This is a genomic window from Mesorhizobium ciceri biovar biserrulae, from assembly GCF_001618845.1.
Classification (GTDB): domain Bacteria; phylum Pseudomonadota; class Alphaproteobacteria; order Rhizobiales; family Rhizobiaceae; genus Mesorhizobium; species Mesorhizobium ciceri.
In genome coordinates this window covers 365,825-392,071 of record NZ_CP015064.1, presented here as the reverse complement: position 1 = coordinate 392,071, position 26,247 = coordinate 365,825, and the positions used below count along the sequence as shown (strand labels likewise).

At 63.3% G+C, this 26,247-nt stretch carries 23 protein-coding genes; 11 read left to right on the top strand and 12 right to left on the bottom strand.

Annotation, left to right across the window (positions count from 1 at the left end; genetic code table 11):
• Positions 1-46: 46 nt before the first annotated feature.
• From A4R29_RS01895 to A4R29_RS01860, 7 genes are all read left to right on the top strand, one after another.
• Positions 47-847: a transporter substrate-binding domain-containing protein gene (locus tag A4R29_RS01895; protein ID WP_063169843.1), complete on the top strand. Its 801-nt coding sequence runs from the start codon at positions 47-49 to the stop codon at positions 845-847.
• A 155-nt stretch (positions 848-1,002) separates the two neighbouring features.
• On the top strand, positions 1,003-1,716 hold the full coding sequence (locus tag A4R29_RS01890) for an ABC transporter permease (protein ID WP_196815384.1): 714 nt from the start codon (positions 1,003-1,005) through the stop codon (positions 1,714-1,716).
• Positions 1,716-2,525 (top strand): ABC transporter permease, encoded by an 810-nt coding sequence (locus A4R29_RS01885; protein ID WP_063171052.1) that lies wholly within the window; start codon positions 1,716-1,718, stop codon positions 2,523-2,525. Before A4R29_RS01890 ends, A4R29_RS01885 begins: the two co-directional genes overlap by 1 nt.
• A 171-nt stretch (positions 2,526-2,696) precedes the next feature.
• A complete protein-coding gene (locus A4R29_RS01880; RefSeq protein WP_024501902.1) occupies positions 2,697-3,698 on the top strand; it encodes an Ldh family oxidoreductase in 1,002 nt (333 codons plus the stop codon).
• A 241-nt stretch (positions 3,699-3,939) separates the two neighbouring features.
• Entirely contained in the window at positions 3,940-4,221 is a 282-nt protein-coding gene (locus tag A4R29_RS01870) for a hypothetical protein (RefSeq protein ID WP_013528193.1), read from the top strand.
• A 196-nt stretch (positions 4,222-4,417) separates the two neighbouring features.
• Entirely contained in the window at positions 4,418-4,870 is a 453-nt protein-coding gene (locus tag A4R29_RS01865; RefSeq protein ID WP_063171051.1) for a DoxX family protein, read from the top strand.
• Between the two features lie 93 nt (positions 4,871-4,963).
• A complete protein-coding gene (locus tag A4R29_RS01860; RefSeq protein ID WP_013528195.1) occupies positions 4,964-5,941 on the top strand; it encodes a complex I NDUFA9 subunit family protein in 978 nt (325 codons plus the stop codon).
• A gap of 29 nt (positions 5,942-5,970) precedes the next feature.
• Here the strand turns inward: A4R29_RS01860 and A4R29_RS01855 are convergent, their stop codons facing one another.
• Complete coding sequence (locus A4R29_RS01855; RefSeq protein ID WP_013528196.1) at positions 5,971-7,338, bottom strand: cytochrome P450; 1,368 nt, start codon at positions 7,336-7,338, stop codon at positions 5,971-5,973.
• A 177-nt stretch (positions 7,339-7,515) separates the two neighbouring features.
• Between A4R29_RS01855 and A4R29_RS01850 the strand changes: the two genes are divergently transcribed.
• From A4R29_RS01850 to A4R29_RS01840, 4 genes are all read left to right on the top strand, one after another.
• Positions 7,516-8,085 carry an NADPH-dependent FMN reductase gene (locus A4R29_RS01850; RefSeq protein ID WP_024501906.1) on the top strand — a complete coding sequence of 190 codons (570 nt, stop codon included), beginning with the start codon at positions 7,516-7,518 and terminating at the stop codon, positions 8,083-8,085.
• 248 nt (positions 8,086-8,333) lie between these two features.
• Positions 8,334-8,465 (top strand): hypothetical protein, encoded by a 132-nt coding sequence (locus A4R29_RS35310; RefSeq protein WP_255337201.1) that lies wholly within the window; start codon positions 8,334-8,336, stop codon positions 8,463-8,465.
• A gap of 70 nt (positions 8,466-8,535) precedes the next feature.
• A complete protein-coding gene (gene gyrB / locus A4R29_RS01845) occupies positions 8,536-11,007 on the top strand; it encodes a DNA topoisomerase (ATP-hydrolyzing) subunit B (protein ID WP_013528198.1) in 2,472 nt (823 codons plus the stop codon).
• A gap of 229 nt (positions 11,008-11,236) precedes the next feature.
• Complete coding sequence (locus A4R29_RS01840) at positions 11,237-12,154, top strand: hypothetical protein (protein WP_013528199.1); 918 nt, start codon at positions 11,237-11,239, stop codon at positions 12,152-12,154.
• A 98-nt stretch (positions 12,155-12,252) separates the two neighbouring features.
• On the opposite strand, the gene A4R29_RS01835 is transcribed toward A4R29_RS01840, so the two are convergent.
• From A4R29_RS01835 to A4R29_RS01790, 11 genes are all read right to left on the bottom strand, one after another.
• Positions 12,253-13,734 carry a hypothetical protein gene (locus A4R29_RS01835; protein WP_063173524.1) on the bottom strand — a complete coding sequence of 494 codons (1,482 nt, stop codon included), beginning with the start codon at positions 13,732-13,734 and terminating at the stop codon, positions 12,253-12,255.
• Between the two features lie 147 nt (positions 13,735-13,881).
• Positions 13,882-15,279, bottom strand: coding sequence for an NAD(P)(+) transhydrogenase (Re/Si-specific) subunit beta (locus tag A4R29_RS01830; protein WP_013528201.1), 1,398 nt, complete (start codon positions 15,277-15,279; stop codon positions 13,882-13,884).
• Between the two features lie 6 nt (positions 15,280-15,285).
• Positions 15,286-15,711, bottom strand: a complete 426-nt coding sequence (locus A4R29_RS01825; protein ID WP_013528202.1) for an NAD(P) transhydrogenase subunit alpha part 2 — start codon at positions 15,709-15,711, stop codon at positions 15,286-15,288.
• Entirely contained in the window at positions 15,711-16,991 is a 1,281-nt protein-coding gene (locus A4R29_RS01820; protein ID WP_063171050.1) for a Re/Si-specific NAD(P)(+) transhydrogenase subunit alpha, read from the bottom strand. Before A4R29_RS01820 ends, A4R29_RS01825 begins: the two co-directional genes overlap by 1 nt.
• Before the next feature lie 85 nt (positions 16,992-17,076).
• On the bottom strand, positions 17,077-17,301 hold the full coding sequence (locus tag A4R29_RS01815; protein WP_013528204.1) for an aa3-type cytochrome c oxidase subunit IV: 225 nt from the start codon (positions 17,299-17,301) through the stop codon (positions 17,077-17,079).
• A 200-nt stretch (positions 17,302-17,501) separates the two neighbouring features.
• Positions 17,502-17,651 (bottom strand): DUF3096 domain-containing protein, encoded by a 150-nt coding sequence (locus tag A4R29_RS32550; RefSeq protein ID WP_013528205.1) that lies wholly within the window; start codon positions 17,649-17,651, stop codon positions 17,502-17,504.
• Between the two features lie 119 nt (positions 17,652-17,770).
• The gene (locus A4R29_RS01810) at positions 17,771-18,550 is read right to left on the bottom strand and encodes an N-acyl amino acid synthase FeeM domain-containing protein (protein WP_063171049.1); all 780 of its coding nucleotides are present in this window, start codon (positions 18,548-18,550) and stop codon (positions 17,771-17,773) included.
• Between the two features lie 335 nt (positions 18,551-18,885).
• Positions 18,886-21,198, bottom strand: coding sequence for a putative bifunctional diguanylate cyclase/phosphodiesterase (locus A4R29_RS01805; protein ID WP_024501909.1), 2,313 nt, complete (start codon positions 21,196-21,198; stop codon positions 18,886-18,888).
• Positions 21,199-21,342: 144 nt separating this feature from the next.
• Positions 21,343-24,837, bottom strand: a complete 3,495-nt coding sequence (locus A4R29_RS01800) for an indolepyruvate ferredoxin oxidoreductase family protein (RefSeq protein WP_063171048.1) — start codon at positions 24,835-24,837, stop codon at positions 21,343-21,345.
• A gap of 219 nt (positions 24,838-25,056) precedes the next feature.
• Complete coding sequence (locus A4R29_RS01795) at positions 25,057-25,593, bottom strand: hypothetical protein (RefSeq protein ID WP_013528209.1); 537 nt, start codon at positions 25,591-25,593, stop codon at positions 25,057-25,059.
• A complete protein-coding gene (locus A4R29_RS01790) occupies positions 25,586-26,197 on the bottom strand; it encodes a CGNR zinc finger domain-containing protein (RefSeq protein ID WP_063171047.1) in 612 nt (203 codons plus the stop codon). Before A4R29_RS01790 ends, A4R29_RS01795 begins: the two co-directional genes overlap by 8 nt.
• Positions 26,198-26,247: the final 50 nt, after the last annotated feature.

Below are 26,247 nucleotides of genomic sequence, written 5' to 3'. Positions count from 1 at the left end.
GGGACGGAAGAAAACCGGGAACCAACAACAAACTGGGAGTCATGAAATGAAGACCGTTCTGAAGACATTTGCCGCAGCGCTGCTGCTCGGCGTCGCCGCCATGGGCGTGGCCAAGGCCGATCCGGTCAAGATCGGCGTCGCCGCCGAGCCTTATCCGCCCTTCACCTCGCCCGATGCTTCGGGCAAATGGATCGGCTGGGAGATCGACTTCATCGACGCCGTCTGCGCCGAGGAGAAGCTCGATTGCGTTATCACCCCGGTTGCCTGGGACGGCATCATCCCGGCTCTGACGACCAAGAAGATCGACCTCATCGTCTCCTCGATGTCGATCACCGCCGAACGCGCGAAGACGATCGATTTCTCGGACAAGTACTATAACACGCCGACCGCGATCATCGGCCCGAAGGACCAGAAATTCGGCTCCGCTCCGGACGACCTCAAGGGCAAGATCGTCGGCGTGCAAGTGTCGACGGTGCACGCTGTCTACGCCAAGAAGCACTTTGGCAGCACAGCCTCCGAGATCAAGGAATACCAGACCCAGGACGAGGCCAACAACGATCTGGCCGCCGGCCGTCTCGACGCGGTGCAGGCCGATTCCATCGCGCTTGGCGAATTCCTCAAATCCGACCAGGGCAAAGCCTGCTGCGACCTGAAGGGCATGGTCGCTCCCGATGACGAAGTGCTCGGACCGGGCGTCGGCGCCGGCGTGCGCAAGGAAGACACCGACCTGAAGGGCAAAATCAACGCCGGCATCAAGGCGATCCGCGCCAACGGCAAATATGACGAGATCTCGAAGAAATACTTCGATTTCGACATTTACGGCGGCGGCGGCGCGCAGTCGAACTGACGATCCTCGTATGAGCTGTGGGGTGTGGCGTCGCGCCATGCCCCACCTGCTCGATCTTTCCCAGGCATGTTTGCCGCCGACGCAGCCGTCGGCGGTTAGTCAGCACTTCGGGGGCGACGCTGATCGACGCACTTCTTTCGGCCTCCGCGGCCGGCATCACCGAGCTTCTCTCGCCCTACCCGCCAGGCTGGGGCGGGGCGCTTCTGGTTGGGCTGCTGCATTCGATCGAGATCGCGCTGGGCGCCACGTGCCTCGGCCTTCTGATCGGCACCGGCGGCGCCTATGGCAAGCTTTATGGCGGGCCGGTGGTGCGCGATCTCCTGGCGGTTTACACCACCATCGTGCGCGCCGTGCCCGAACTGGTGCTGATCCTGCTGCTCTATTACGCCGGCACCGACCTGATCAATCAGGCGCTGACGGCCATGGGTTATCAGCGCGTCGACGTGAGCGGCCTTGCCGCCGGCATCGCCGTGCTCGGCTTCGTCCAGGGCGCCTATTCGACAGAGGTGATACGCGGCGCGATCCTGGCCATTCCGCAGGGCCAGATCGAAGCCGCCCGCGCCTATGGAATGTCTCCGGGCCTGATGTTGCGGCGCATCACCTTGCCGTCAATGCTGCCCTTCGCTATTCCGGGCCTCGCCAATCTCTGGCTGATCGCCACCAAGGACACCGCGCTATTGGCTGTTGTCGGCTTCTACGAGCTGGCGCTGGCAACGCGGCAGGCAGCGGGCGTCACCAAGGCCTATTTCACCTTCTTTTTCGCGGCGGGCGTGCTCTATCTGCTTTTGTCGCTGTTTTCCAACCTCGTTATCGGCCGGGTCGAGACCTGGTCGCGGCGCGGCATGCCTTCGCTCAAGGAGGCGCGCTGATGGCCAACGAGGCGACCATCATCGACGTCGCCGCGCGAACGTCGCTGTGGCTGCAGCCGCACCGCATCGTGCTGATCCTGATCGCACTCGGCCTGGTTCTGTCGGCCGCCTTTTTCATGCGCTGGGACTGGCTGCCGCAATATTATGAAATGGGCTTGATCGGCCTCTGGCGCTCGCTGTGGATCCTGGCCGTCACCTGCGTGCTGGGCTTCCTGCTGGCCGTCCCGCTTGGCCTGGCGCAGGCTGCCGGCTCGTTCTGGTTCGCCGCACCCGCCAAGGTGTTCTGCACGGTGATCCGGGGCACGCCGCTGCTGATCCAGCTCTGGCTGCTCTATTACGGCCTGGGTTCGCTGTTCCCGCAATATCCGTGGATCCGCGAATCCTGGATGTGGCCATATCTGCGGCAAGCCTGGCCCTATGGCGTGCTGGCGCTGACCCTGTCGTTCGCCGGTTATGAGGGCGAGGTGATGCGCGGCGCCTTCGCCGGCGTGCCCAAGGGGCAACTCGAAGCCGCCCGCGCCTTCGGCATGAGCCGCTGGAAGGCGTTCCGGCGGATCTGGCTGCCGCAAGCCATCTACCGGGCGCTGCCGACGCTGACCGGCGAGACCGTGCTGCAATTGAAGTCGACGCCGCTGGTGGCGACGATCAGCGTCATCGACATCTTCGCCGTTTCGTCCAAAGTACGGCAGGACACCTACCTCACCTACGAGCCCTTGCTGCTGCTGGCGCTGATCTACATGACGATAACCGGCATTCTGGTCTTCGCCTTCAGCAGGATAGAGGCCAGGATCCCGAACAAGATTGGTTAGAGGGGAGTAGGGGAGTAGGGGAGTAGGGGAGTAGGGGAGTAGGGGAGTAGGGGAGTATCAGGCCACTATCCACATTCACATTTCCATCCCCATTCGCTATTCACTGCCCACTGTCCCGTACTCCCCTATTTCCTTACTCCCCTACTCCCCTACTCCCCTAGGACGGCCATGATGCAACTCAGTCTCGACCAGGCAAAAGGACTGTGCCGGATGGCGGCACTTGGCGCCGGCGCCAATGAGGAAGCGGCGCAATCGCTCACTGCTTCGATCATATCAGCCGAGGCCGAAGGGCTTTCCTCGGTCGGTCTGTCGCATTTCATCGACTATCTCGAGGCGCTGGAAGCCGGACGCATCGACGGCAATGCCGACCCGGTGATCACCCGGCCGGCGCTGGCAGTCTATCTCTCCGATGCACGCGGCGGGCTGGCGCATACCGGCTTCGACCGCACCATCGACGACCTCGCCAAGGCGGCAAAGCTGTTCGGTGTCGCCATCTTCTCGCAGAAGAACGCCTATACATGCGGCGCGCTCGGCTATTTCACCGGAAGGCTGGCAGCACAAGGACTGGTGTCGTTCGCAGCCACCAACGGCCCGGCCGTGCTTGCCGGCTCGGGCTCGGTCAAGCCGGTCTACTGCACCAACCCGATGTCGTTTGCCGCGCCTGCCGCCGACGGGGCGCCGCTGGTCATCGACCAGTCGTCGAGCGCCACCGCTTTCGTCAACATCCGCAAAGCGGCCGAGGACGGCAAGACAATCCCGGAAGGCTGGGCACTGGACGCCAGCGGCAATCCGACCACCGATCCCGCCGCCGCCATGAAGGGTGCAATGCTCGCCTTCGGCGGTCAGCGCGGCGCCAACATCGCGCTGATGGTCGAGGTGCTGGCGGCGGGCCTATCGGGCGCCAACTGGTCGCTCGACGCGCCATGGTTCAGCGGCGGGCCGGACAGCCCCGGCACGGGACTGTTCGTGCTTGCTATCGAACCCAAGCTGCTCGATCCAGATTTCGAGCAACGAATGAAGGACCAGCTTGACCGGCTGCGGCGGCGCTTCGGCGTGCATGTGCCCGGTCGTGCCCGCGCAGAGGCCGCCGAGAAGGCGCAAGCGCGCGGCATTACCGCATCGAAGGCCGTGGTGCAGCGCATTTCCGAATTCGCTGCACGCTATTCTTCCTGAATATCTATTAAATATCAATTAGTTATCTGGAATTCGTCCGCCGCAGGCGCGGCGCAGTGCGATTTTCTTTGCGCGCCGCTGAACCTTTCCGCGCCTTGCTGCGACCCAGCTTTGTCCAGGGCAAGGCGAGCTTGCCCGATCCACACCGAGGGAAGCAGCAAACCGAAATCGAAAGCCTGCATCACGCGAAGGCCGGTCCTTCGCGCCTCGGAAAACTCAACCCAAATCAAAGGAAATTGCCATGACCAACACCAAGATCACCATGCTGACCGCCGTCCTTCTGCTCGGCTCGTTCATGGGCGCCACACAGGCAGCCACCCTGAAGGCCGCACCGGTCAAGCCGTCCAGCCCGGGTGTCATCGCTGCCCCGAGCGGCGGGGCCACCGAAGACCACTACTGCAAGAACGGCCATGCAAAATTCGCCAATTGCAGCGCTGATTTCGTCGCCGCCTGCAAGAAGGTTGGTGGCACCATGTCGGATGTTCAGGGCTGGGGTGGGCGTACTTGCTTCACGCCCTCCTGATACCGTCTCAGGTCAGGCCGCGCCGTCGGCCCCTGGCTTCGCATGGATGTCACCCGGAAAACCCCGCTTCAGCGGGGTTTTCTGCGTTTTGATCGCACGATGGTAAAACATTCTCGTTTTGGTCAACTTTTGTTTATTTGACTTCGACCAACCTGATCGGCCGTTTGCGCTGATTGAGCAAAACAGAGGAGCTACAATGTCGGCAAGCACGGACAATCCCCGCAACGCCCTTGTCATCCCGGTCCTTGGCAGGTTTTACGCGGCCCTGCACGATGGTGCCGAAATCGTTCTTCGCGTCGTCGCCGGCGGGTTTCTCGCGATCCACGGTTCGCAGAAGATCACCAATCCTTTCGGCGCTGCCGAGATGGTCGAGGGTCTCGGCTTCTATCCGGGCGCGTTGTGGTCGTTGCTTCTGGCCTGCACTGAATTCTTCGGCGGCATCTTCATCGCCATCGGGTTTTTGACGCGGCCGGCCGCCTTTGCCGGCCTGTTCGTGCTGCTGGTCACGGTCTGGTTCCACTGGGTCACCATGGGCCAAGGCTATTCGGGTGCGGAAAAGTCGCTGCTGTGGGCAGCGATCCTGCTCTTCTTCGTCATTCGCGGCGGCAACCGCCATTCGGTCGACAACCGTATCGGCAAAGCGTTCTGACAGGCTGATAGCGACGACGCGTCGCCCTTTGCCTTTGGCACGAAACGGATTATGAAACGGCTTCAGCCAAGCCTGCGAGCGCCGGAGCCAGCCATGACCGAAATCCTGCAGACCCCAAAGCTCGTCGTCGTCTTTGGCGGGTCAGGCTTTGTCGGCCGCCATGTCGTGCGCGCGTTGGCCAAGCGCGGCTATCGCATCAGGGTCGCCTGCCGGCGGCCCGATCTCGCCGGCCATTTGCAGCCGCTCGGCAATGTCGGCCAGATCCAGCCGGTCCAGGCCAATGTGCGCGTGCGCTGGTCGGTAGACCGCGCCGTGCAAGGCGCCGACCATGTCGTCAATCTGGTCGCCATCCTGCATGAGAGCGGCCGGCAGAAATTCTCCGCCGTGCACGAGTTCGGCGCCCGCGCAGTGGCCGAGGCCGCGCGCTCGGTCGGCGCCGGCCTGACCCACATTTCTGCGCTTGGCGCCGATCTGGACTCCGAATCAGACTACGCGCGCACCAAGGCGCTTGGCGAAAAGGCTGTGCTGGAGACGATCAAGGACGCCGTGATCTTCCGGCCGTCGATCAATTTCGGACCCGAAGACGGCTTCTTCAACCGCTTCGCCAACATGGCGCGCTATTCGCCGGTGCTGCCGCTGATCGGCGGCGGCCAGACCAAGTTTCAGCCGGTCTATGTCGGCGACGTGGCCGAAGCGGTGGCGCGCTCGGTCGACGGCAAGGTGGATGGCGGCCAGATCTATGAACTCGGCGGACCGAAGGTGCTCACCTTCAAGCAGTGTATGGAAGAGCTGCTCGACGTGATCGAGCGCAAGCGGCTGCTGGTGCCGGTTCCGTGGTGGGTGGCCAACATCCAGGCCTCGATCCTCGGTCTCCTGCCCAACCCGCTGCTGACCAAGGACCAGGTGATGCAGCTGCGCGAGCACAACATCGTTTCGGACGCCGCCAACCAGACCAACAGGACGCTTGCGGGGCTAGGCATCCAGTCGCAGTCGATCGCGACGATCCTGCCCAGCTATCTCTGGCGCTACCGCGCCGCCGGCCAGTTCCAGCAACGCAAGCCCGCGGCCTAATTCGGCGCAACTGCCTGAAGGTGTCACGCCTAACGCGGCGTGACCTGCATCGGTAGACCGCCTTGCGGCTGCGTGGTCAGTTTCTGTACCGGCCAGGGTTTCGTTTCGGCGGTGGTGTCGAAGCGGAAGCGCGACAGCATGATCGCCAGCGCGATGATCGCCTCCTGCATGGCGAAGCTGGCGCCGATGCAGACGCGTGGGCCGGCGCCAAACGGCAGATACTGGAAGCGGTCGATCTTTTCGCGATTTCCCGGGTGGAAGCGCTCCGGCAGGAAGGCATCCGGCCGGTCCCACAGTTTCCTGTGGCGATGCACGACCCAAGGCATCACCAGCACCGCGGCGTGCTTGGGGATATGAAGATCCTTCCACATTTCCGGTTCGATCGGCTCGCGGTTGATCGACGGCGCCGGCGGATAGAGCCTGAGCGCTTCGTCGAAAGCCGCGCGCGTGAACGGCATGGCATCGAGCCATTTCGTCGGATCGGGCTCGCGCGCCAGCACCTGGTCGATCTCCTGCTCGACCCGGTTGCGCTCCCACGGTGATTCAGCCAGGCAATAGAGCGTCCAGCCGAGCGCACGCGCCGTCGTCTCATGGCCGGCGCCGATGAAGGTGATGATGTTGTCCTCGACCTCGGCCCGCGTCAGTCCGTCGGGTCCCTCGGCCTTGAGCAGCAATGTCAGGAAATCCTGCGGCACGGCATCGGGATCGCGCTTGAATTTCGCTTCGCGCATCTTGACCGTGTCGGTGACGATCTTGCGGAAATAGGCCATGGTCTTGCGGCCACGGATGCGGGTCAGCCTCGGCAGCCAGTCGGGCGCACGCAACAGGTCGAGCGGATCGACGCGACCCATGGTCTCGAACAGGCGGTCGATCTCGTTGGCGAAACTGCCGGGCTCGCCTGATATCTCGCCGGAAAACAGCGTCTCGGCCAGGATGTCATAAGTGAGCAGCGTCATGTCATGGGCGATGTCAGACGTGCCGCCGTCTTCGTAACGGGTGACGAAGTCCTGCGTGCGCCTCAGCATCGGCTGGGCGAAGCCGAAGATGTGGCGCGGCGTGAACACCGGCGCCATCGCCTTGCGCGACCGCTTCCAGACCTCGCCCTCGGCGGTGAGCAGGCCGTCGCGCAGGATCGGCCGCAGTATCTTCTGGCGCACCGTCGCCATCTTGTAGTTCCTGGCGTTGTCGACCAGCACATGCCGGATCAGGGCGGGATCATTGGCGACGATCAGATGTCCGCCAACGCCGTTCGCCGAGATCCACGGCTCGTTGTAGGTATGCTCACCCCACAATTCGAGCGGGTTGCGGTAGACGATGCGGATCATCTCCAACGTCGAGGGCGGCGTCGTGCGCGGCTTCGGCGCCGGGGGAATGAAGGGGGCGGGCTGGATGTCCATGCTGTGCTCCGCTGATGACCCAATGTAGTGGGCCGCAAAGCAGGCGTCCATGTGACCGAACGGCAAGGCCCTACTCTCCGGAATGTGACCGGTTACCGCGAGGTGCCTTCTTGTTGCCCCGAGCGGCATGCCCTAGGTGGCAGTCACCAATGGATACCGCCACCGCAGGAGCCCAGCTTGAAGCACCAGTTGAACATCATCATCGGCAGCACGCGGCCAGGCCGCGCCGGACCGATTTTTGCCGAGTGGCTGGAGAGGTTCGCGCGCGAGCACGGGAAATTCGAGCCTGTACTGACCGACATCGATGCGTTCAAGCTTCCGGTGCTGGACGAACCGCACCATCCAAGGCTTGGCAACTACCAGAACGATCATACCAAAGCCTGGTCCAAGGCGATCGATGCCGCCGATGCCTTCGTCTTCGTGGCGCCGGAATACAATTATTTCGTGGCGCCGGCGATCGTCAACGCGATCGACTATCTCTCGCGCGAATGGAAGTACAAGGCAGCCGCCATTTTCAGCTATGGCGGCGTCTCCGGCGGCCTGCGCGCGGCGCAAGCGCTGAAGCCGCTGCTGACCTCGGTAGGTGTCATGCCGATCCCGGAAGGCGTCGCGCTGCCGATGTACCAGAAACTGCTCGACGAAAATGGCGCTTTCAACGCCAGCGAACAGGTGCAGGGCGGAGCCAAAACCATGCTCGACGAGCTGCTGCGCTGGAGCGAGGCTTTGAAGCCGATGCGGGCAGGCTGAAAACGCTGGTCTTCCGCAAAAAACCCCGGTTTGCTGCCATAGAGAGGTGGTCGTGCACAGGAACGAGCTGGGGGGCAGTTCGATTTGCGCTTGCTGTTTGCCTTGCTGCCTATGCTCACCACCGCCACCGCAGTGGTGGCGCCTGGCCCTGGTCATCGCCAACGACGACCACCGCCTGATCCGGCCGCCCGCCCGACATGACGCCGGGGCGCGACCGCAGCAGGCGGCTGGCGCCGAGATACAAGTTCATGATCAAGGTTTCTCAAGGACCGCTGGCCGAAGTGAAATGGGGGCCGGCGGAGGCCCGCCATTGGCAGCCGGCCATTCCCAGTGAAATGCCTGCAAACCTTGGAAAAACCGCCTTTTGCGCCTATATCTAGTCGATATCAGAGGCGCGATTCGGCGCGGATTTTTCGCGCTGTGCAGGCGGCATCCAGACAACAGGTTTTCATGAGCGATCAGATCGACAACAACAACGGCGCTGAAGCCGAATACGGCGCCGATTCCATCAAGGTTTTGAAGGGGTTGGACGCTGTCCGCAAACGCCCCGGAATGTATATCGGTGATACAGACGACGGCTCGGGCCTGCATCACATGGTCTATGAAGTGGTCGACAACGCCATCGACGAGGCGCTGGCCGGTCACGCCGACCTCGTCACCGTGACGCTCAACCCCGATGGTTCGGTCACTGTGATCGACAATGGCCGCGGAATTCCGACCGATATCCACACCGGAGAAGGCATTTCGGCGGCCGAAGTGATCATGACGCAGCTGCATGCCGGCGGCAAGTTCGACCAGAATTCCTACAAGGTCTCGGGCGGCCTGCATGGCGTCGGCGTCTCGGTGGTCAACGCGCTGTCGGCGTGGCTAAAGCTGAAGATCCGCCGCAACGGCCAGATCTTCGAGATGAGTTTCACGCATGGCAATGCCGACGCACCTCTGAAGGCGACCGGCACCTATGAGCAGGACAAGCAGCCGGGCACCTATGAGGGCCGCAGCGGCAGCCAGATCACCTTCTTCCCGTCGGCCGAGACCTTCACCATGGTCGAGTTCGACTTCGGCACGCTGGAACACCGGCTGCGCGAGCTTGCCTTCCTCAATTCCGGCGTGCGCATCATTTTGACCGATGCCCGTCACGCCGATGTCGTGCGCCATGAACTGCACTACGATGGAGGCCTCGAAGAATTCGTCAAATATCTCGATCGCGTCAAGAAACCGCTGATCGACAAGCCGATCGCCATCCGGGCGGAGCGCGACGGGATCACCGTCGAAGTGGCGATGTGGTGGAACGACAGCTACCACGAGAACGTGCTGGCCTTCACCAACAACATCCCGCAGCGCGATGGCGGCACGCATCTGGCCGGCTTCCGCGGCGCGCTGACACGTCAGATCACCGGCTATGGCGAATCCTCTGGGCTGACCAAGAAGGAAAAGGTCTCGTTGATCGGCGACGATTGCCGCGAAGGTCTGACGGCGGTGCTGTCGGTCAAGGTTCCCGACCCGAAATTCTCCTCGCAGACCAAGGACAAGCTGGTCTCGTCGGAAGTCCGTCCTGTCGTCGAAGGCCTGGTCAACGAAGCGCTCGGCACCTGGCTGGAAGAACACCCGAGCGAAGGCAAGGTGGTCGTCGACAAGGTGATCCAGGCGGCGGCGGCGCGCGAAGCGGCGCGCAAGGCGCGCGATATCACCCGCAAGAGTTCGCTCGGCGTCACCTCCCTGCCCGGCAAACTGGCCGACTGCCAGGAACGCGACCCGGCGAAATCCGAAATCTTCATCGTCGAGGGTGATTCCGCCGGCGGCTCCGCCAAGGGTGGGCGTTCGCGCCAGAACCAGGCGATCCTGCCGTTGCGCGGCAAGATCCTCAATGTCGAGCGGGCGCGCTTCGACCGCATGCTCGGCTCCGACATGATCGGCACGTTGATCACGGCGCTCGGCACCTCGATCGGCAAGGACGAGTTCAACGCCGACAAATTGCGCTACCACAAGATCATCCTGATGACCGACGCCGACGTCGACGGCGCCCATATCAGAACCTTGCTGCTTACCTTCTTCTTCCGGCAGATGCCTGAGCTGATCGAGCGCGGCCATCTCTACATCGCCCAGCCGCCGCTCTACAAGGTGACGCGCGGCAAGAGCTCGCAATACATCAAGGACGAGAGCGCGTTCGAGGAGTTCCTGATCGGCTCGGGACTGGAGGAAGCATCGCTTACGCTCGGCTCGGGCGAGGTTCGCATCGGGCAGGACCTGCGTGGCGCCATCGATGACGCGCTGGCGGTGCGCCAGCTGATCAACGGCCTGCACACGCGCTACAACAGAGGCGTCGTCGAGCAGGCGGCGATCGCCGGTGGGCTCAACCCGGACGTGTTCGCCGATCTCGGCCGCGCCAACGACATGGCGGAGCGGATTGCAAAACGCCTCGACATCATTGCCGAGGACACCGAGCGCGGCTGGACCGGCCGCATGTCGACCTCGAATGAAGGCGTGGGCGGCTATGTGTTCGAGCGCACGGTGCGCAGCGTCAAGGAATATGCGCATCTCGACCTGGCGCTGATCAATTCGGCCGACGCACGCCAGCTCGACCGCTACGCACAGCGCCTCAGCGAGGTCTACGGGTCGCCGCCGGTGCTGCGCCGCAAGGATGTCTCCGAAACCATCTCGGGGCCGCTGGCGATGCTCAATGCGGTCTTTGCGACAGGCCGCAAGGGCCTGACGATGCAGCGCTACAAGGGTCTCGGCGAGATGAACGCCGAACAGCTGTGGGAAACCACGCTCGATCCGAACGTGCGCTCGCTGCTGCAGGTCAAGGTCAATGACGCGACCGATGCGGATTCGCTGTTTTCGCGGCTGATGGGCGACGAGGTCGAGCCCAGGCGCGAGTTCATCCAGGACAACGCGCTGTCGGTCGCCAATCTGGATATCTGAGCTGACGTTAATCTGAATTGGCGCGCTGCGGCGCGCCAATTGTTCCACCGGCGGCAACAAAATCAATTTGCAACGCGCCGGAACGGAAGTCCCTGCGAGACATTGTGACAATATCGATCACAATTTCTAACAGGAGGCTTCCATGGGACGCGGCATTTTGCTCTGGTTGCTCGGCATACCGATCCCGATCATCATTCTGATCATGCTGTTCGTACGATAGGGGGCACTTATGCAGTCCACCCTATCGGCTGTCGACGTTTCCACTTCGACAGAATCCTCCTCCACCGCCGTCAGTTGGGGACCGATCATCGCCGGTGCCTTCGCGGCCTCGACGCTGACCTTCATCCTCATGCTGCTGGGCTCCGGGCTTGGATTGAGCATGGTGTCGCCCTGGTCGGGATCCGGCGCATCTGTCACCACTTTCGCGGCATCCACCGCCGTCTGGCTGATCATCGTGCAATGGCTGTCCTCGGGTGTCGGCGGCTACCTTGCCGGACGCCTGCGCACCAAATGGGTCGGCATCCACACGGACGAGGTGTATTTCCGTGATACCGCCCATGGCTTTCTTGCCTGGGCGTTGGCCACACTGCTCGTCGTCGGCGTGCTTGGCTCCGCGCTTTCCGCTGCCATAGGCTCGGGCGTGCAGGCGGTGTCCACCATCGCGTCTGGTGCGGCCATGGGCGCATCGGCGGGGGCTTCGGCCAATGCCGGCAGCGCGTCGGCCGACAATGCGACATCCTACCTGGTGGATTCACTGTTCCGTCCGGCTGATCCGGGCAAGCTCGCGGCCGCCAATCCGGACAGCGATGCGGCCGCGGTTGGGCAGGCTTCGCGCATCCTGATCGCCGGCGCCGCGGCAGGCGAGGTTTCCGCAGACGACAAAACCTATCTGTCGCAGTTGGTCGCCGTTCGCACGGGGCTTTCGGAAGCAGATGCCAGGACCCGGGTGGATGCCGTCCTCGCCAAGGCCCAGGACGCCAAGGTCAAGGCGCAGCAGGCCGCCGACACAGCCAGGAAGGCCAGCGCGACGTTTGCCTTGCTTGGTGCGCTGTCGCTGGCGATCGGCGCCTTTATCGCCAGTGCTGCCGCGGCCCTTGGCGGCAGGCAGCGCGACGATGAGGAAGCGGTTTTTATCACCAACCGTTGAACTGCACTTGCAACAAAGCCACTCTGGCCCGCCCGGAGCGGCTTTGCTTTGAAGTTGTCGAGCGGCGCTGCCTTGGCCCCGTTCCCTGAAATCCGTTCTTATTTTCGGGGAGGAATCGCCGGCACTTCGGCTTGGCTCGGCTCCAGTTTGCGACCGAGGTCGACAGCGTCGCGCAGCACGGCGAGATGCGAGCGCGGCTGATCGCCGGCGGCAACCTCGATACCGGTCGCCGCCAACGACCAGTACAGCGTGTGGGTGAAGACACGGCCGAGGGAACCGCGCAGCTCGACCTGGACGTTCTCCACGCCCGGGCCGAAATTCTCCGCCATCGGCCCGGAAATCGGATCGCCCGTCAGCCAACCATTGCCGCGGTCGAAGATATTGGTCCAGCGCGTCGCAGCAAACACCGCGCCATGATGCACCGCCCGCTGCGGCTTGCCGGAAGAACGGTTGCGCCCTTCCTGATAAAGCACGGTGCCACCGGCCGCCGCTCCCTCGGCAATCGGCGGACATGCCGAGAACAGGCGCTCGGCGATGCCGCGCCTGAATTCAGCGAGATTGTGCGTCACCAGAAATTCGCTGTGGGTCAGCGGGCTACCAAGCGTGACGAAATCGCTGATCTTCCAAGGCCGATGGCTGTCGTCCCTGGTGCGCAGTTGGCGATAGAGCTCCCACTGATCGCGCCGGAACCCGGCAAGATCGTCAAGGCTGCCGGGCCATGCCGAGCCGTCGGCAACAAGCGTCGCCTTGTCGATGGCGTGGATAGCCTTCAGTTTCGCCTTGTCGCGGATGGCCTCCAGTTTTCGGGGCCTGAAATCGGACCACAAGATCTGCAACAGGTCATAGGCGATCATCGAGCCGAGGCTGTGCGAGACCAGCACGATGCGATCGTAGGTATCGTCCATCATCAGACGCTTCAGCAGCTTCAGGCCGCGGTCGCGGATCAGCGCCCGCTTCTCTACCGTGGCCGCTTCAGCGCGCACATAGGCCGCGACATCGCCGAAATAGGGAAGGCCAAAACGGTCCACCGACCAGATGACGAACGAGGCCAGGATGGTGACGAGGACGCCGACGGTCCACGAAATCTGCTGCTGCCAAACCGACGTCGCAAGCGCGAGCGTCGCGACCAGGACGATGATGACGGCAACCAGAGTGACCAGATAGAGCTTTCGGGCGTCCGGCGGTATGTCGGCGGGCTTGCGCCACAGCAGATTTGTCACCCAGGCGGCAAGCCGGCCTCGCGTCGTGCCCTGCGTGATGTCGGCCCAGTAAAGCTCGTAGAAGTCGGTGCGGCGGCCATCGACATCGTAGGGCGTGGTGATGCGGCGAAGTTCGTACGAATTGGTCCGGCTGTCGGGAGTGATCCAGCTCTGGTTGATCTTCGCGCCGGCGGGGTCGGCCGGATCGGCGACATGGGCATAAAACGGCGCGCGGTTGGGGTCATGGCTCCAGACAGCCTGGACAAAGCCTCGCAGCGTATCCATCGGCCGCTGTTCGCCCATGCCATGCACGATCACCACCGCCTGGCCAGGCTTGCGCGGCGCTTTCCCGGCGGGCGGCGATGCGATCGGGTCAGGCACCAACGTCTCCGTCGACGACAATCCCGCCGTCGAGGCGGGAATTCGTCATCGTAGCGCCGAAATCGCCGTCAAGCCAAGAAAGCCTGCCAAGAAAAAGCCCGGCGCGAAGCCGGGCTCTTCTTGGCTTGTCCCGGCGCTTATCCCGGATCAGTGATCCATGGCTTTGACGATCTCTTCGGTCATCTTCTTGGCGTCGCCGAGCAGCATCATGGTGCCGTCCTTGTAGAACAGCGTGTTGTCAATACCGGCATAGCCGGAACCGAGCGAGCGCTTGACGAACAGGCAGGTGCGCGCCTTGTCGACGTCGAGGATCGGCATGCCGTAGATGGGTGAGGACTTGTCGTCGCGCGCGGACGGGTTGGTGACGTCGTTGGCGCCGATGACATAGGCAACGTCGGCTTGCGCGAACTCAGAGTTGATGTCCTCAAGCTCGAACACCTCGTCGTAGGGCACATTGGCTTCGGCGAGCAGCACGTTCATGTGGCCGGGCATGCGGCCGGCGACCGGGTGGATGGCGTACTTCACGTCGACGCCATTGGCCTTGAGCTTGTCGGCCATTTCACGCAGCGCATGCTGCGCCTGGGCGACCGCCATGCCGTAGCCCGGCACGATGATGACTTTCTGGGCGTTCATCATGAGGTAGGCGGCATCGTCGGCAGAACCCTGCTTGACCGTGCGTTCGATGCCGTCATCGGCGGCCGCTGCCGTCTCCCCACCGAAGCCGCCGAGAATGACCGAGATGAAGCTTCGGTTCATGCCCTTGCACATGATGTAGGACAGGATCGCGCCGGATGAGCCGACCAGCGCGCCGGTGATGATCAGCGCCAGATTGCCGAGCGTGAAGCCCAGCGCCGCCGCCGCCCAGCCGGAATAGGAATTCAGCATCGAGACGACGACCGGCATGTCGGCGCCGCCGATCGGGATGATCAGCAGGATACCGAGCACCAGCGAGGCGGCAACGATCAGCCAGAAGACCAGCTTGGACTCGGTGGTGACCAGCAACACGATCAGCACGACGAGCGCGATAGCAAGTGCGGCGTTGATGAAGTGGCGTGCGCCGATCATGATCGGCTTGCCGGACATGCGGCCATCGAGCTTGAGGAAAGCGATGACCGAGCCGGTGAAGGTGATGGCGCCGATGGCGACGCCAAGGCTCATCTCGATCAGGGCCTGGGCATGAATGTCGCCATCCGTGCCGATGCCGAAGCTTTCCGGGGCATAGATCGCGGCAGCCGCCACCATGACGGCGGCGAGGCCGACCAGCGAGTGGAAGGCAGCGACCAGCTGCGGCATCGAGGTCATGGCGATGCGGCGCGCGGTAACGGCGCCGACGCCGCCGCCAATGGCAAGGCCGAGCACGATCAGGCCGAAGCGGCCGGCGGACGGGGTCGCCAGAGCCAGTGTGGTGGCGATGGCAATACCCATGCCGATCATGCCGTAGAGATTGCCCTGGCGGCTGGTGGTCGGATGCGACAGGCCGCGCAGCGCCATGATGAACAGGACACCGGAGACGAGGTAGAGGAAGGACGCGAAGTTGGCGTTCATGGCGCTCTACTTGTCCTTCTTCTTGTACATGGCCAGCATGCGCTGGGTGACGAGGAAGCCGCCGAAGATGTTGACCGAAACCAGCATCAGCGCGACGAAGCCGAAGCCCGCGGCAATGCCGGAGGCGGCGATGCCGACGGCAAGCAGCGCGCCGACGACGATGACCGAGGAGATGGCATTGGTGACGGCCATCAGCGGCGTATGCAGTGCGGGGGTCACCGACCAGACGACGTAGTAGCCGACGAAGATCGCCAGGACGAAGATGGCGAAGCGGAAGACGAAGGGATCGATGGCTCCGCCGGAGAGCGCATGCGCGGCATCACCGGCTGCGTCAGTGCCGCCGGGCGCGGTCGCCATATTGTGCACCGCCAGCCGGACGGCGGCGGAGGCTTGGTCGAGCTGGTCGAGGGCTTTCTGCAGGGTCTGGTCCATCACGCGATCCCTTTCGGCTTCGACGAGGGCGACTTGGGTGCGGCCGCCTTCTTGGACGCGGCTTTCTTGGGCGAAGCATCGGCGACCATGGTCTTGGCCGGGATCGCGGCCGGCTCGACATATTGGCCCTTTGCCGGCTGCTGGTCGGCTTTCACGAAAGCCGGATGAACCACCTTGCCGCCATCGGTCAGCATCGTTGCCTTGACCAGATCGTCGTCGCGATTGATGGCAAGCGTCTTGGCCGTCTTGTCGACCAGCGTCTCGAGAAAGGCGAACAGGTTCCTGGCATAAAGCAGCGAGGCCGACGCCGCGATGCGGCCAGGCACATTGAGATGGCCGACAATCTTGACGTTGTTGGCGGTGGTGACCACCTTGCCGGCTTCGGCGCCCTCGACATTGCCGCCGCGCTCGACCGCGAGGTCGACGATCACCGAGCCCGGCTTCATCGAAGCGACCATCGCCGCCGAGACCAGCTTGGGCGCCGGCCGGCCGGGAATGAGCGCCGTGGTGATGACGATATCCTGCTTGGCGATGTGCTCTGATGTGAGTGCCGCCTGCTTCGCCTGATATTCCTTCGACATTTCCTTGGCGTAGCCGCCGGCCGTTTCGGCCGCCTTGAATTCCTCGTCCTCGACCGCGAGGAACTTGGCGCCGAGCGAGGCGACCTGTTCCTTGGCGGCGGGGCGAACGTCGGTGGCGGTGACGACCGCACCAAGCCGGCGCGCGGTGGCGATCGCCTGCAGGCCGGCGACGCCAACGCCCATGATGAAGACCTTCGCCGCCGGCACCGTGCCGGCCGCCGTCATCATCATCGGCAAGGCGCGGTCATATTCCGAAGCCCCGTCGATCACCGCCTGATAGCCGGCCAAATTGGCCTGCGAGGACAAGACGTCCATCGACTGCGCGCGGGTGATCCGGGGCATGAATTCCATCGAGAAAGCGGTGACGCCGGCCTTGGCAAGAGCTGCCACGGCGGCATCGTTGCCGTAGGGGTCCATGATGGCGATCACAGCCGCGCCGGGCTTGTAGCTCTTCAGCTCGGCATCACCAGGCCGGCGCACCTTCAGCACCACATCGGCCTTGGCGACATCGGAAGCCTTGCCGATAGCAGCGCCGGCGCTCGCATAGTCGGCATCGATGATGCGCGATTTCAGACCGGCACCGGCCTCGACGACGACGTCGAAACCCAACGCCGCCAGCCGTTTCACCGTATCGGGCGAAGCCGCGACGCGCGGCTCGTTGGCATCGAGCTCACGAGGGATGAAAACCGTCTGTCCCACCGCATGATCCTTTCGGCCGGAAGCTATTTCCCGCAAGACGCCGGCCGGCCTCGCGGCGGCGCCGTGGACAAGATGTCGGAAAAATCTATCGGAGGATAAAGGCGCCGACAGCCAGAATCAGCACGAACAGAATGGTCGCCGAGAAGAAGCCGCCCGCGAAGAAGCCGAAGGCCATCGCCAGGAGCAGGGCGCCACAAAACAGCGAGCCGTACTTGGCCAGCGCGAGGAAGCCCGCATAGGTGCGGTCATGCTCGGCATAGTCCATCTTCGCGCCCAGTTCGACAGGACCAGTCGGCGAGTGATCAGCCATAGGAATACCCCTTCGAAGACATCTTTCAGGCACATAGCGAAAAGCCGCGCCGAGAGCAATGGCGCTATTGCCGCACAACAACCGACAACTGCCTCAAAGAAAGATTGAAGCCAGCAGTCGACGCCGCGACGGAGTCCGATCGCTGGATTCTGATGCTTGATGCGGAACTCCGAAGGGCGGACGCTTGCGTGGCCGGCGCCTCAGCCGGCTAGATGCGGAAATAGCCCGAGCAACCCGACGACGATCAGATAGAGCGCGACGATGTAGTTCAACAGCCTTGGCATGACCAGGATCAGCACGCCGGCGATCAGCGAGATGAGCGGGGTTAGCGCAAGTGTGGAAATGGTCATGGCGGGTTCCCTCAAAAACCTCAGATCGACCCGGAGCGCTGCTCGTGGCCTCACCCAGAACGCCGAAGTCGCCAAAAGGCTCCTGTCGGCCCTGCAAAATCGTGTGGATCCCTGCCGTATCAGGCGGCTTCGTGATAGTATTTTGCCGTCGGCAGGACGGTCAGCGGCGCGAGTTCCCCGACATGCGGCGTATCGAACAGCATGCGCTGCTCCATTGGCGTCGAGCGGAAGAACGGGAACCGTGAGAAGGACCGCTCGCGGATTGCGTTGACGTCGGCGCGGTAGAGCACGACCTTGTTGAAAACGCCCGGATAGGCGCGCGACTCGCTGATCTTCTCCGAGTAGTAGATGCGCTTGTAGAAGCCGGCGTGATCCTCGCGAATGGTCGACAGGCAGTAGGGCGCGTTGAAATGGAAGCACGCCATGCCGGCCAGCCGCAGCGTCAGGTAGGGAATCTGCGGGTAGACGCGCGACCATTCGGGATCGGACGCAAACCGGCTGGGACAGATGAAGCTCAGCCCGTCACGAAGCATCGGCATGACGATGTCGCCAAAGGCCTTGGTGGAAGGCGACATCGGCGTCGCCAAGGTGACGTGATGGATACGCAGCGTGCTGACGAGTTCCTGGTCGATATAGACCCCGAAGCGGTACACATTCGGTGCCTCGTCGAGCTCATCGTGAATGGTATGGTTTTCGTTGTCGGGCACCATATCGTTCGAGCGATATGACTTGTAGCGCAGGCGGTAGATGTCCTCGAGATCTTCGCCCTTGTCGCAGCGGCGGTACTCTGTCCGCTCAAGCATCGCCGAAACGTTGCGGGCGAAGCTGGACATGGTGTCGGCGGCGTCCTTGCCGTCCTCGCCCGTCACCGGACGAAGCGAACTCAACTGCACAATCATCAACTCAATCCCCGTACATTGCCGCCGCGATCCGACACTACGACAGGGTCTTGGGATGTAAAAGATGAAAACAGGAAGCAGCCCGTTTACCAGTCGTTAAGGTTAACGATTCCTAAAATAAAACTAAAATTGGTGGTTTTCTTCGTTTTCTGCGTCGCGACGGGGAAAGAGCGTGTCTCGAACATGACGGGAAGCGGCTGAAATTCTGGCATGGCCCGCGATGTGCAAAGAAACCTCGAATGCAGTGAATGCCTAAAGCCTGGGCGCCTGTTCAATCCTGATGGAAACAGGGATGGGCTCTCAGTGCCTGGGCACCATGCGCCAGGCGCCGCAAATCAGCGGCGTACCGCCTTTTTGGCGGTCCTGATATCCTTGGCGAAGGGCCATACCGTGTTCGACATCGTCTCGATGCCGGAAGCGCTGAGCGCCGAACCGAACAGGAACCCCTGGACAAGATCAGGCTTGACCTGCAGCGCCAGGATCTTGAGCTGCTCGAAGGTCTCGACCCCTTCGACGGTCACCGAAAGCCCCAGCGGCCGCGACAGGTTGACGATACCCTTGAGCAGCTCGAGCGAACGGGGATTCTGGGTGACGTCCATCAGGAAAGAGCGGTCGATCTTGATCTTGTCGAGCGGCAGCTTGTGCAGGTAGCTCAGGCTCGAATAGCCGGTGCCGAAATCGTCGAGCGCGATGCGCACGCCAAGCTGCTTCAGCTCCTCAATATACTGGCGCGTCAGCGACTTGTCATCGAGCAGCGCCGTTTCGGTGACCTCGATCTCGAGCCTACTGGCGGCGAGGCCGGAGCCGGCCAACGCATCGCGAACCTTCTGGATGACATCGCGGCTGCGGAAATCCTTGGCCGAGAGATTGACCGAGACGCTGGTCTGGTCGGGCCATTTGGCGCATTCGGCGCAGGCTGCCTGCAGCACGAAGGTGCTGATCTCGGAAATGATGCCCATTTCCTCGGCCAGTGGAATGAAGATGCTGGGCGAGATTGGCCCGAGATCTGGATGATCCCACCGGCACAGCGCCTCGCAACTGGCGATACGCATGGTGCTCATCGCCACGATCGGCTGATAGACCACCCGCAGGCTCTTGCCCTCTACCGCGGTGCGCAGATCCGCCTTCATCAGCTGACGGTTGCGGAAGGCGGCATCCATCGAAGCTTCGAACAATCGCCAGCTGTTCTTGCCGAGTTCCTTGGCCTTGTAGAGCGCCAGGTCCGCCTTCACGATCATGGCGTCGACATCGGTATCCTTGACCCGTGACAGCACCGCGCCGCCGCTGGCCTGAATGCGCAGCCCGTGACCGGCGACGTCGACTTCCCCTTGCAGGCCGGCGAAAATCTCGTCGAGCTGGCTGGTCAGATGGCTCTCATCCTCGACGCGGTCGAAGAAGATCATGAACTCGTCGCCACCGAAACGGCTGACCGTGATATCTTGCTTGGCAATGGCGGCAAGCCGCTCGGCAACGGCATAGATCAAGCCGTCGCCGATCGGATGGCCAAGCGTGTCGTTGACGCTCTTGAAATCGTCGAGATCCAGCACCGCAAGGCCGCAGAGTCGGTCGCGATCGCCGGACGCCATGGCCTCGCCCACCAATTCATGGAAATAGGCCCGGTTGGGCAGGCCGGTGAGATTGTCGTAGCGTGCCATGAAGCGGATCTTGTCTTCCGCCTCGACACGGGCGGTGACGTCCTCGAAGGTGATGACGCCCAGTTCCTGGCTGCCCTCGCGAGCCGAGAACTCGTAATGCTGGCCGTTGGCGAGGGAAACCAGCACCTTGCGGTCGCGACCCTCCCGCAGGGCACGCGTCAGCTGCGCCTCGATGTAGCGGCAATCCTTGGGCGCCAGCATGCCGCCGGCGACACCGCGCATCAACAGACCGTGGATCGACCGTCCGAGCAGCGCGTCGGGCGACTTGAGCGACATCAGATGCGCGGCCTCGGCATTGGCCACCGCGACGCGGCCGTCCGGACCGAGCATGACAAGGCCGTGCGACATGGTGTTGAGCGCCCGGTTGAAGCGCTGGGCAATGCGGTTGGCCTTCTTCTCTTCCGAGACGGCCGCAAAAAGCACATCGCGTACGGTGTTGGCGAATTTCCGGATGGCGAACAGGAACGGCGCCGACAGGAGCCCGAGGAGGACATGGTAGATGTCGCCGCGCAGCAGGAAGCCAAGCGAGATCGGCCAGGTCAAGGCAATGGTCAGGATGGTGACCATGCGCGGCGAGCCGTAGTTGCGGCCGGCGATGGAGGTCGCCGTCGCCAGCGTCAGGCAAACGGAGGCGATTTCGGCGAAACCATCGCGCGCGAAATAGATGCCGAGCAGGCAGAAAGCGCCAAGCGTCAAGCCATGCAGGGAGCCATAGAGAATGTAGTCATTCTCACGCTTGTGCGCCTCTTCCCAGGTCGTCGGCGACGGCATGCTGTTGTATTTTCGAAAGTTTCTCATGCGGAACACACCGACGAGAACCATCGAGATCGCGACCAGCAAATACCGCGGATCGCCGCTCTTCCACCAGACCAGGCCGATCAGGAAAGTCTGCGCGAGAATGCCGATCGAAAGCGTCAGCCCGTCGCGAAACAGGGTTTCCACGAACGGAATATAGACGTCGACCGGGATCTCGTTCTTTTTTCGCAGATTCAACGCCTGAATCCCAACCCTGGGGAGCCAAGCAGTGCCACATCCGCCTTAAGAAAGATTTAGAGAGACCCTCGCGCTCCTGCCGTCAAGCCGGGTGACGCAGCGGAAAGCAAGGAAACTGTCGTTCAGGTAAACAAGACGTATCGGTCATTCGGCGGCCTGAAGTTCGGGCCGCGCCGGCGTACTCGACAGGCGTTCGAGCAGCCTTTGGCGCTCGCCGGCGGCCTTTTGCGCGCTGGCTTGGCGGACGTGGCCATAGCCGCGGATGAGGGCAGGCACCGAGGCCAGCGCAACCGCCGCATCGACCCTGGCTGGGGCCAACGATCCGGCGATGAGCTCCAGATCCGCCTCGTACCGCGCCAGCAGCTGCCGCTCCATGCGCCGTTCGGCGGTGTAGCCGAACAGGTCGAAGGCGGTGCCGCGCAGGCCCTTCATCGCCGCCAGCACGCGAAAACCCTTCATCATCCACGGGCCGAAGCTCGATTTCCGCGGGCTTCCGTCATTGCCGCGACGGCCCATGATCGGCGGAGCGAGGTGGAATTCGAGCCTTTCGTAGCTCTGGAACTGCTTGCCCAGTTCGGCGGCGAAAGAGCCGTCCGTGTAAAGACGCGCCACCTCGTATTCGTCCTTGATCGCCATCAGCTTGAACAGGTTCCTGGCGGCAGCCTGCGACACCGCGGTCGAACCAGGCACGGCCTTCGCTTCGGCGGCGCGCAACGCGGCCAGTTTTCCGGCATAACGCCTGCCATAGACGGCGTTCTGATAGGCGGTCAGGAAGGCGACGCGGCGGGCAATGATGTCGTCCAGCGTCTCGGCGGTATCCGTGGCCTGGCCTGCCTTTCCAGCCGCGGTCGGACCCGGCTGGGTAACCAGCCCGCGCACGAAATCCGGCTGATGGGCAGCGCGACGGCCCCAGCGGAAGGCGGCGATGTTCATCGCCACGGCTTCGCCATTGAGCTCGATCGCCTTCTCGACCGCCTCGGCCGACAGCGGCAGGCCGCTGTGCTGGAAGGCAAAGCCAAGCATGAACATGTTGGCGCCGAGCGAATTGCCGAAAAGTGCCGTGGCAGTGCGGGTGGCATCGAAGAAATGTGCCTTGTCGTCGCCCGCAGCCGCACGGATCGCCTTTTTCAGCCGCTCTATCGGCAACGAAAAATCGGCCGAGCGGGCGAATTCGCCGGGCATGATCTCGGCGGTGTTGGCGACGAAGATGGTGTGGCCCTCGCGCACCGCGGTCAGCACCTTCTTGGCGCCCGACACGACGAGATCGCAGCCAAGCACGAGATCGGCCTTCCCTGCCGAAACGCGGATCGCATGGATGTCGTCCGGGGTACGGGCGATGCGGACATGGGTGAACACCGAGCCGCCCTTCTGGGCGAGGCCGGCCATGTCGATCATGCCGCAGCCCTTGTCCTCAAGATGCGCCGCCATGCCGAGCACCGCACCGACGGTGACGACGCCGGTGCCGCCGACGCCGTCGATGATCGCCGCCCAGCCCTGCTCGCCAAGCGGGAATTGCGCCGGAACGGGCACGCCTTCCAGCGGATCGGCCTGGCCGGCCAGGCCCTCGGCCTTGCGGATCTTGGCGCCGTGCACAGTGACGAAGGACGGGCAGAAGCCGTTGACGCAGGAGAAATCCTTGTTGCAGCTCGACTGGTCGATCTTGCGCTTGCGGCCGAATTCGGTCTCGACCGGCTGGATCGAGACGCAGTTCGACTGTACGCCGCAATCGCCGCAGCCTTCGCAGACCAGTTCGTTGATGAAGACGCGCTTGTCGGGATCAGGGAATGTGCCGCGCTTGCGGCGGCGGCGTTTTTCGGCGGCGCAGGTCTGGTCGTAGAGCAAGACCGAAACGCCCTTGACGTCGCGCAGCTCGCGCTGGACGAGATCGAGGTCGTCGCGGTGATGGATAGTGGCACCGGCCGGGAATTCGGCTTTGCCAGCATATTTGTCCGGCTCATCCGTGACGATGGCAATGCGGTCGACACCCTCGGCCCGCACCTGCCTGGCAATCATATCGACGGTCAGGCCGCCTTCGTGCGGCTGGCCGCCGGTCATGGCGACCGCGTCGTTGTAGAGGATCTTGTAGGTGATGTTGGCATCGCTCGACAGCGCGAAGCGGATCGCCAGCGTACCGGAATGGTTGTAGGTGCCGTCGCCAAGATTCTGGAAGATGTGCTCGCGCTTGGAGAACGGCGCCTGGCCGACCCATTGCGCGCCCTCGCCGCCCATGGCCGTGAAGCCGACTGTGTTGCGGTCCATCCACAGCGCCATGAAGTGGCAGCCGATGCCGGCCGCGGCGATCGAGCCGTCCGGCACCTTGGTGGACGAATTGTGCGGGCAACCGGAACAGAAGAACGGCGTGCGCGAGCCGATGTCGGTGGCCTCGGTGAGCATTGCCTGGAACTGGCGCAGTTTTGCCACCCGCGCCGAAATCTCTTCGGACGGGCCGATGGTCCTGACGATCCTCTCGCCAAGCGCGATGGCGATCTCGTTGGGATCGAGCGCGCCTTTGGCCGGAAACAGCCAGTCGCCGCGCTCGTCCTTCTTGCCGATAATGACCGGTTGGGTGGCAGTGCCATAAAGGCTTTCGCGCAACTGTACCTCGATCAGCGAGCGCTTCTCCTCGACGACGACGACGGTGTCGAGGCCGCGGGCGAAACCGGCGATGTGATGCAGGTCGAGCGGCCAGGGGCAGCCGACCTTGAACAGCCGCACCCCGATGCGGTTGGCGGCCGCTTCGTCGATGCCGATATCCTCCAGCGCCTGGCGAACGTCGAGATAGCTCTTGCCGAGCGTGATGATGCCGATCTTCGGATTGCGGCCGCCCGAATAGACGATGCGGTTCAGCCCATTGGCAAGGATGAAGGCGGAGGCCGCGGCGCGCTTGTGTTCATGCAGCCGCTCCTCCTGGCCGAGCATGTCGATCTCGTGGCGGATGTTGAGACCGCCAGGCGGCATGTCGAACTCCGGCACGACGATGTTCAGCCGCTCGAGCGCGGCATCGACCGAGGCGGTCGATTCGATGTTGTCCTTGACGCATTTGATCGCCGCCCACGTGCCGGCAAAGCGCGACATGGCGAAGCCGTAGAGCCCGTAGTCGATGATCTCCTGGACACCGGCCGGGTTGAGGATCGGCACCATCGTGTCGACGAACAGGAATTCGGTGGCGTGCGCATTGGTCGAGGATTCGGCCATATGGTCGTCGCCCATCAGCGCAAGCACGCCGCCATGCTTCGACGATCCGGCGAGGTTGGCGTGGCGGAACACATCGCCTGAGCGGTCGACGCCCGGTCCCTTGCCGTACCAGACCGAAAAGACGCCGTCATGAGTGCCCTCGCCCAGCAGCTCCGTCTGCTGCGCCCCCCAGCAGGCGGTGGCGGCAAGCTCCTCGTTGAGACCCGGCTGGAAGATGATGTCAGCCTGGGCGAGCTGTTTCTTCGCCTTCCACAGCTGCATGTCGAGGCCGCCGAGCGGCGAACCGCGATAGCCAGAGACGAACCCGGCCGTGTTCAAGCCGGCGCGACGGTCGCGCTCGCGCTGCATCAAGAGCATGCGAATGACCGCCTGCGCGCCGGACAGGAAGATGCGCTCCTTTGCGAGATCGAACTTGTCGTCGAGCGCGACGTCGTGCAGCGTCATCAGGCATTTCCTCTGCGGAGGCCACGCGGGGCAGGCAGCCAACGTCGGGGTCGGATGACGCATCCTTTCTCCCCTTGCAAGGCAGGTCAAACAAAATCGCAGATGCCAGGCAACGCGCAACGAACAGTCCGCGGCCATCCTGAATCGGGTATGAAACCGATCCGCGGACATTGCCCGGCGCATGAACATTACAGCTGCGGCGCGGGCGGCCGCGACGCGTCAGCCGCCTTTCGAGCAATCTGGCTTCGGCTCGCCCGGCAGCTTGCCGTCGGGATGGCCGACGAGATCGGGATTGGCGGTGTAGAGCTGGTCGATGACCAGCGGCCGGTCGGGCAGGATCGACTGGTCTTCCGTCGACATCAGCGTGGTGTCGATCTTCTGCAGGACCGCGCCGTCGGCGCCCTTGATGCTGATGGCAATCGCATAGGGCTTGTTCTTGACGACGCAGGTCAGTGCCGGGCTCTCCAGCGTCACCTTGTCGAGCTTCGGCCAGACCTTCTGCTCGACCACCAGAGGTGCGCCGCCAGCGGGATCCTGGAAGCTGGCGACCGCCACCTGGCCCTCTCCCATCGGCTTCAGCGGCCGCAGGGTCACCACATAAGTCGCCCTGGCGAGGCGGTAGTTGAAAACGAATATCTTGCCGGAAATCTCGAACAGCTTGCCTTCGGCGTCGCCGGTGTCGCGGCAGGCGCCGAGCGCAACGGCCACGATGAGCGCCGCGCCAACAAGGATCGAACGGGAAAGGCCGCTACGCATTCTTGACCTCATTTTCCGCCATGCGACGACGGCGATAGTGACGGCTTGCTTTCTGACGGTTGCCGCACACCGCCATGTCGCACCATAGGCGGCTGGAATTGCGGCTTCTGTCCACGAACAGCCAGGTGCAGTTGGGACAGATCCTGAGCCTTGCGACGGTATCGTCGCGCAGAAGCGATAGCGCCGAAACCGCCAGCGCCGCCTCGAAGGCGATCGGCGTCAGGGGATCACCGAACGGCCTTCCCGGCGCACCGATCTCGGTCCGGCTGCCGGCAAGACCCTCGGCGCAGGCGCTCAGGAATCCGGGCAGATCAGCGGTGGCGACCGCGCCCTTCGATACCGCTCCACGAAACAGCCGGTCCGTCGCCTCGCGGATCGACAGCACGACGGGTGCGATCGCCACCGCTGAGGCTACCGCCAGCGGCCTTTCGCCAAGCTCGGCGGCGCGAAAGCGGCTCGCCGCGTCGGCGAAGCGGGCAATCTCGGCCGGATCTTCGAAGCGGTCGAACGTCCGCTCCGGATCGCCGCGCAGCACGACGGTGTTCGCCGTGTCGAGCGCAAGCAGGCCGCCGGTGAAGCGGTGCGGGGTCCATGATACCGTCATGGCGAAAATCTAACCGATAAATCGTATTTGACAAGTTAGATTCAGCGATG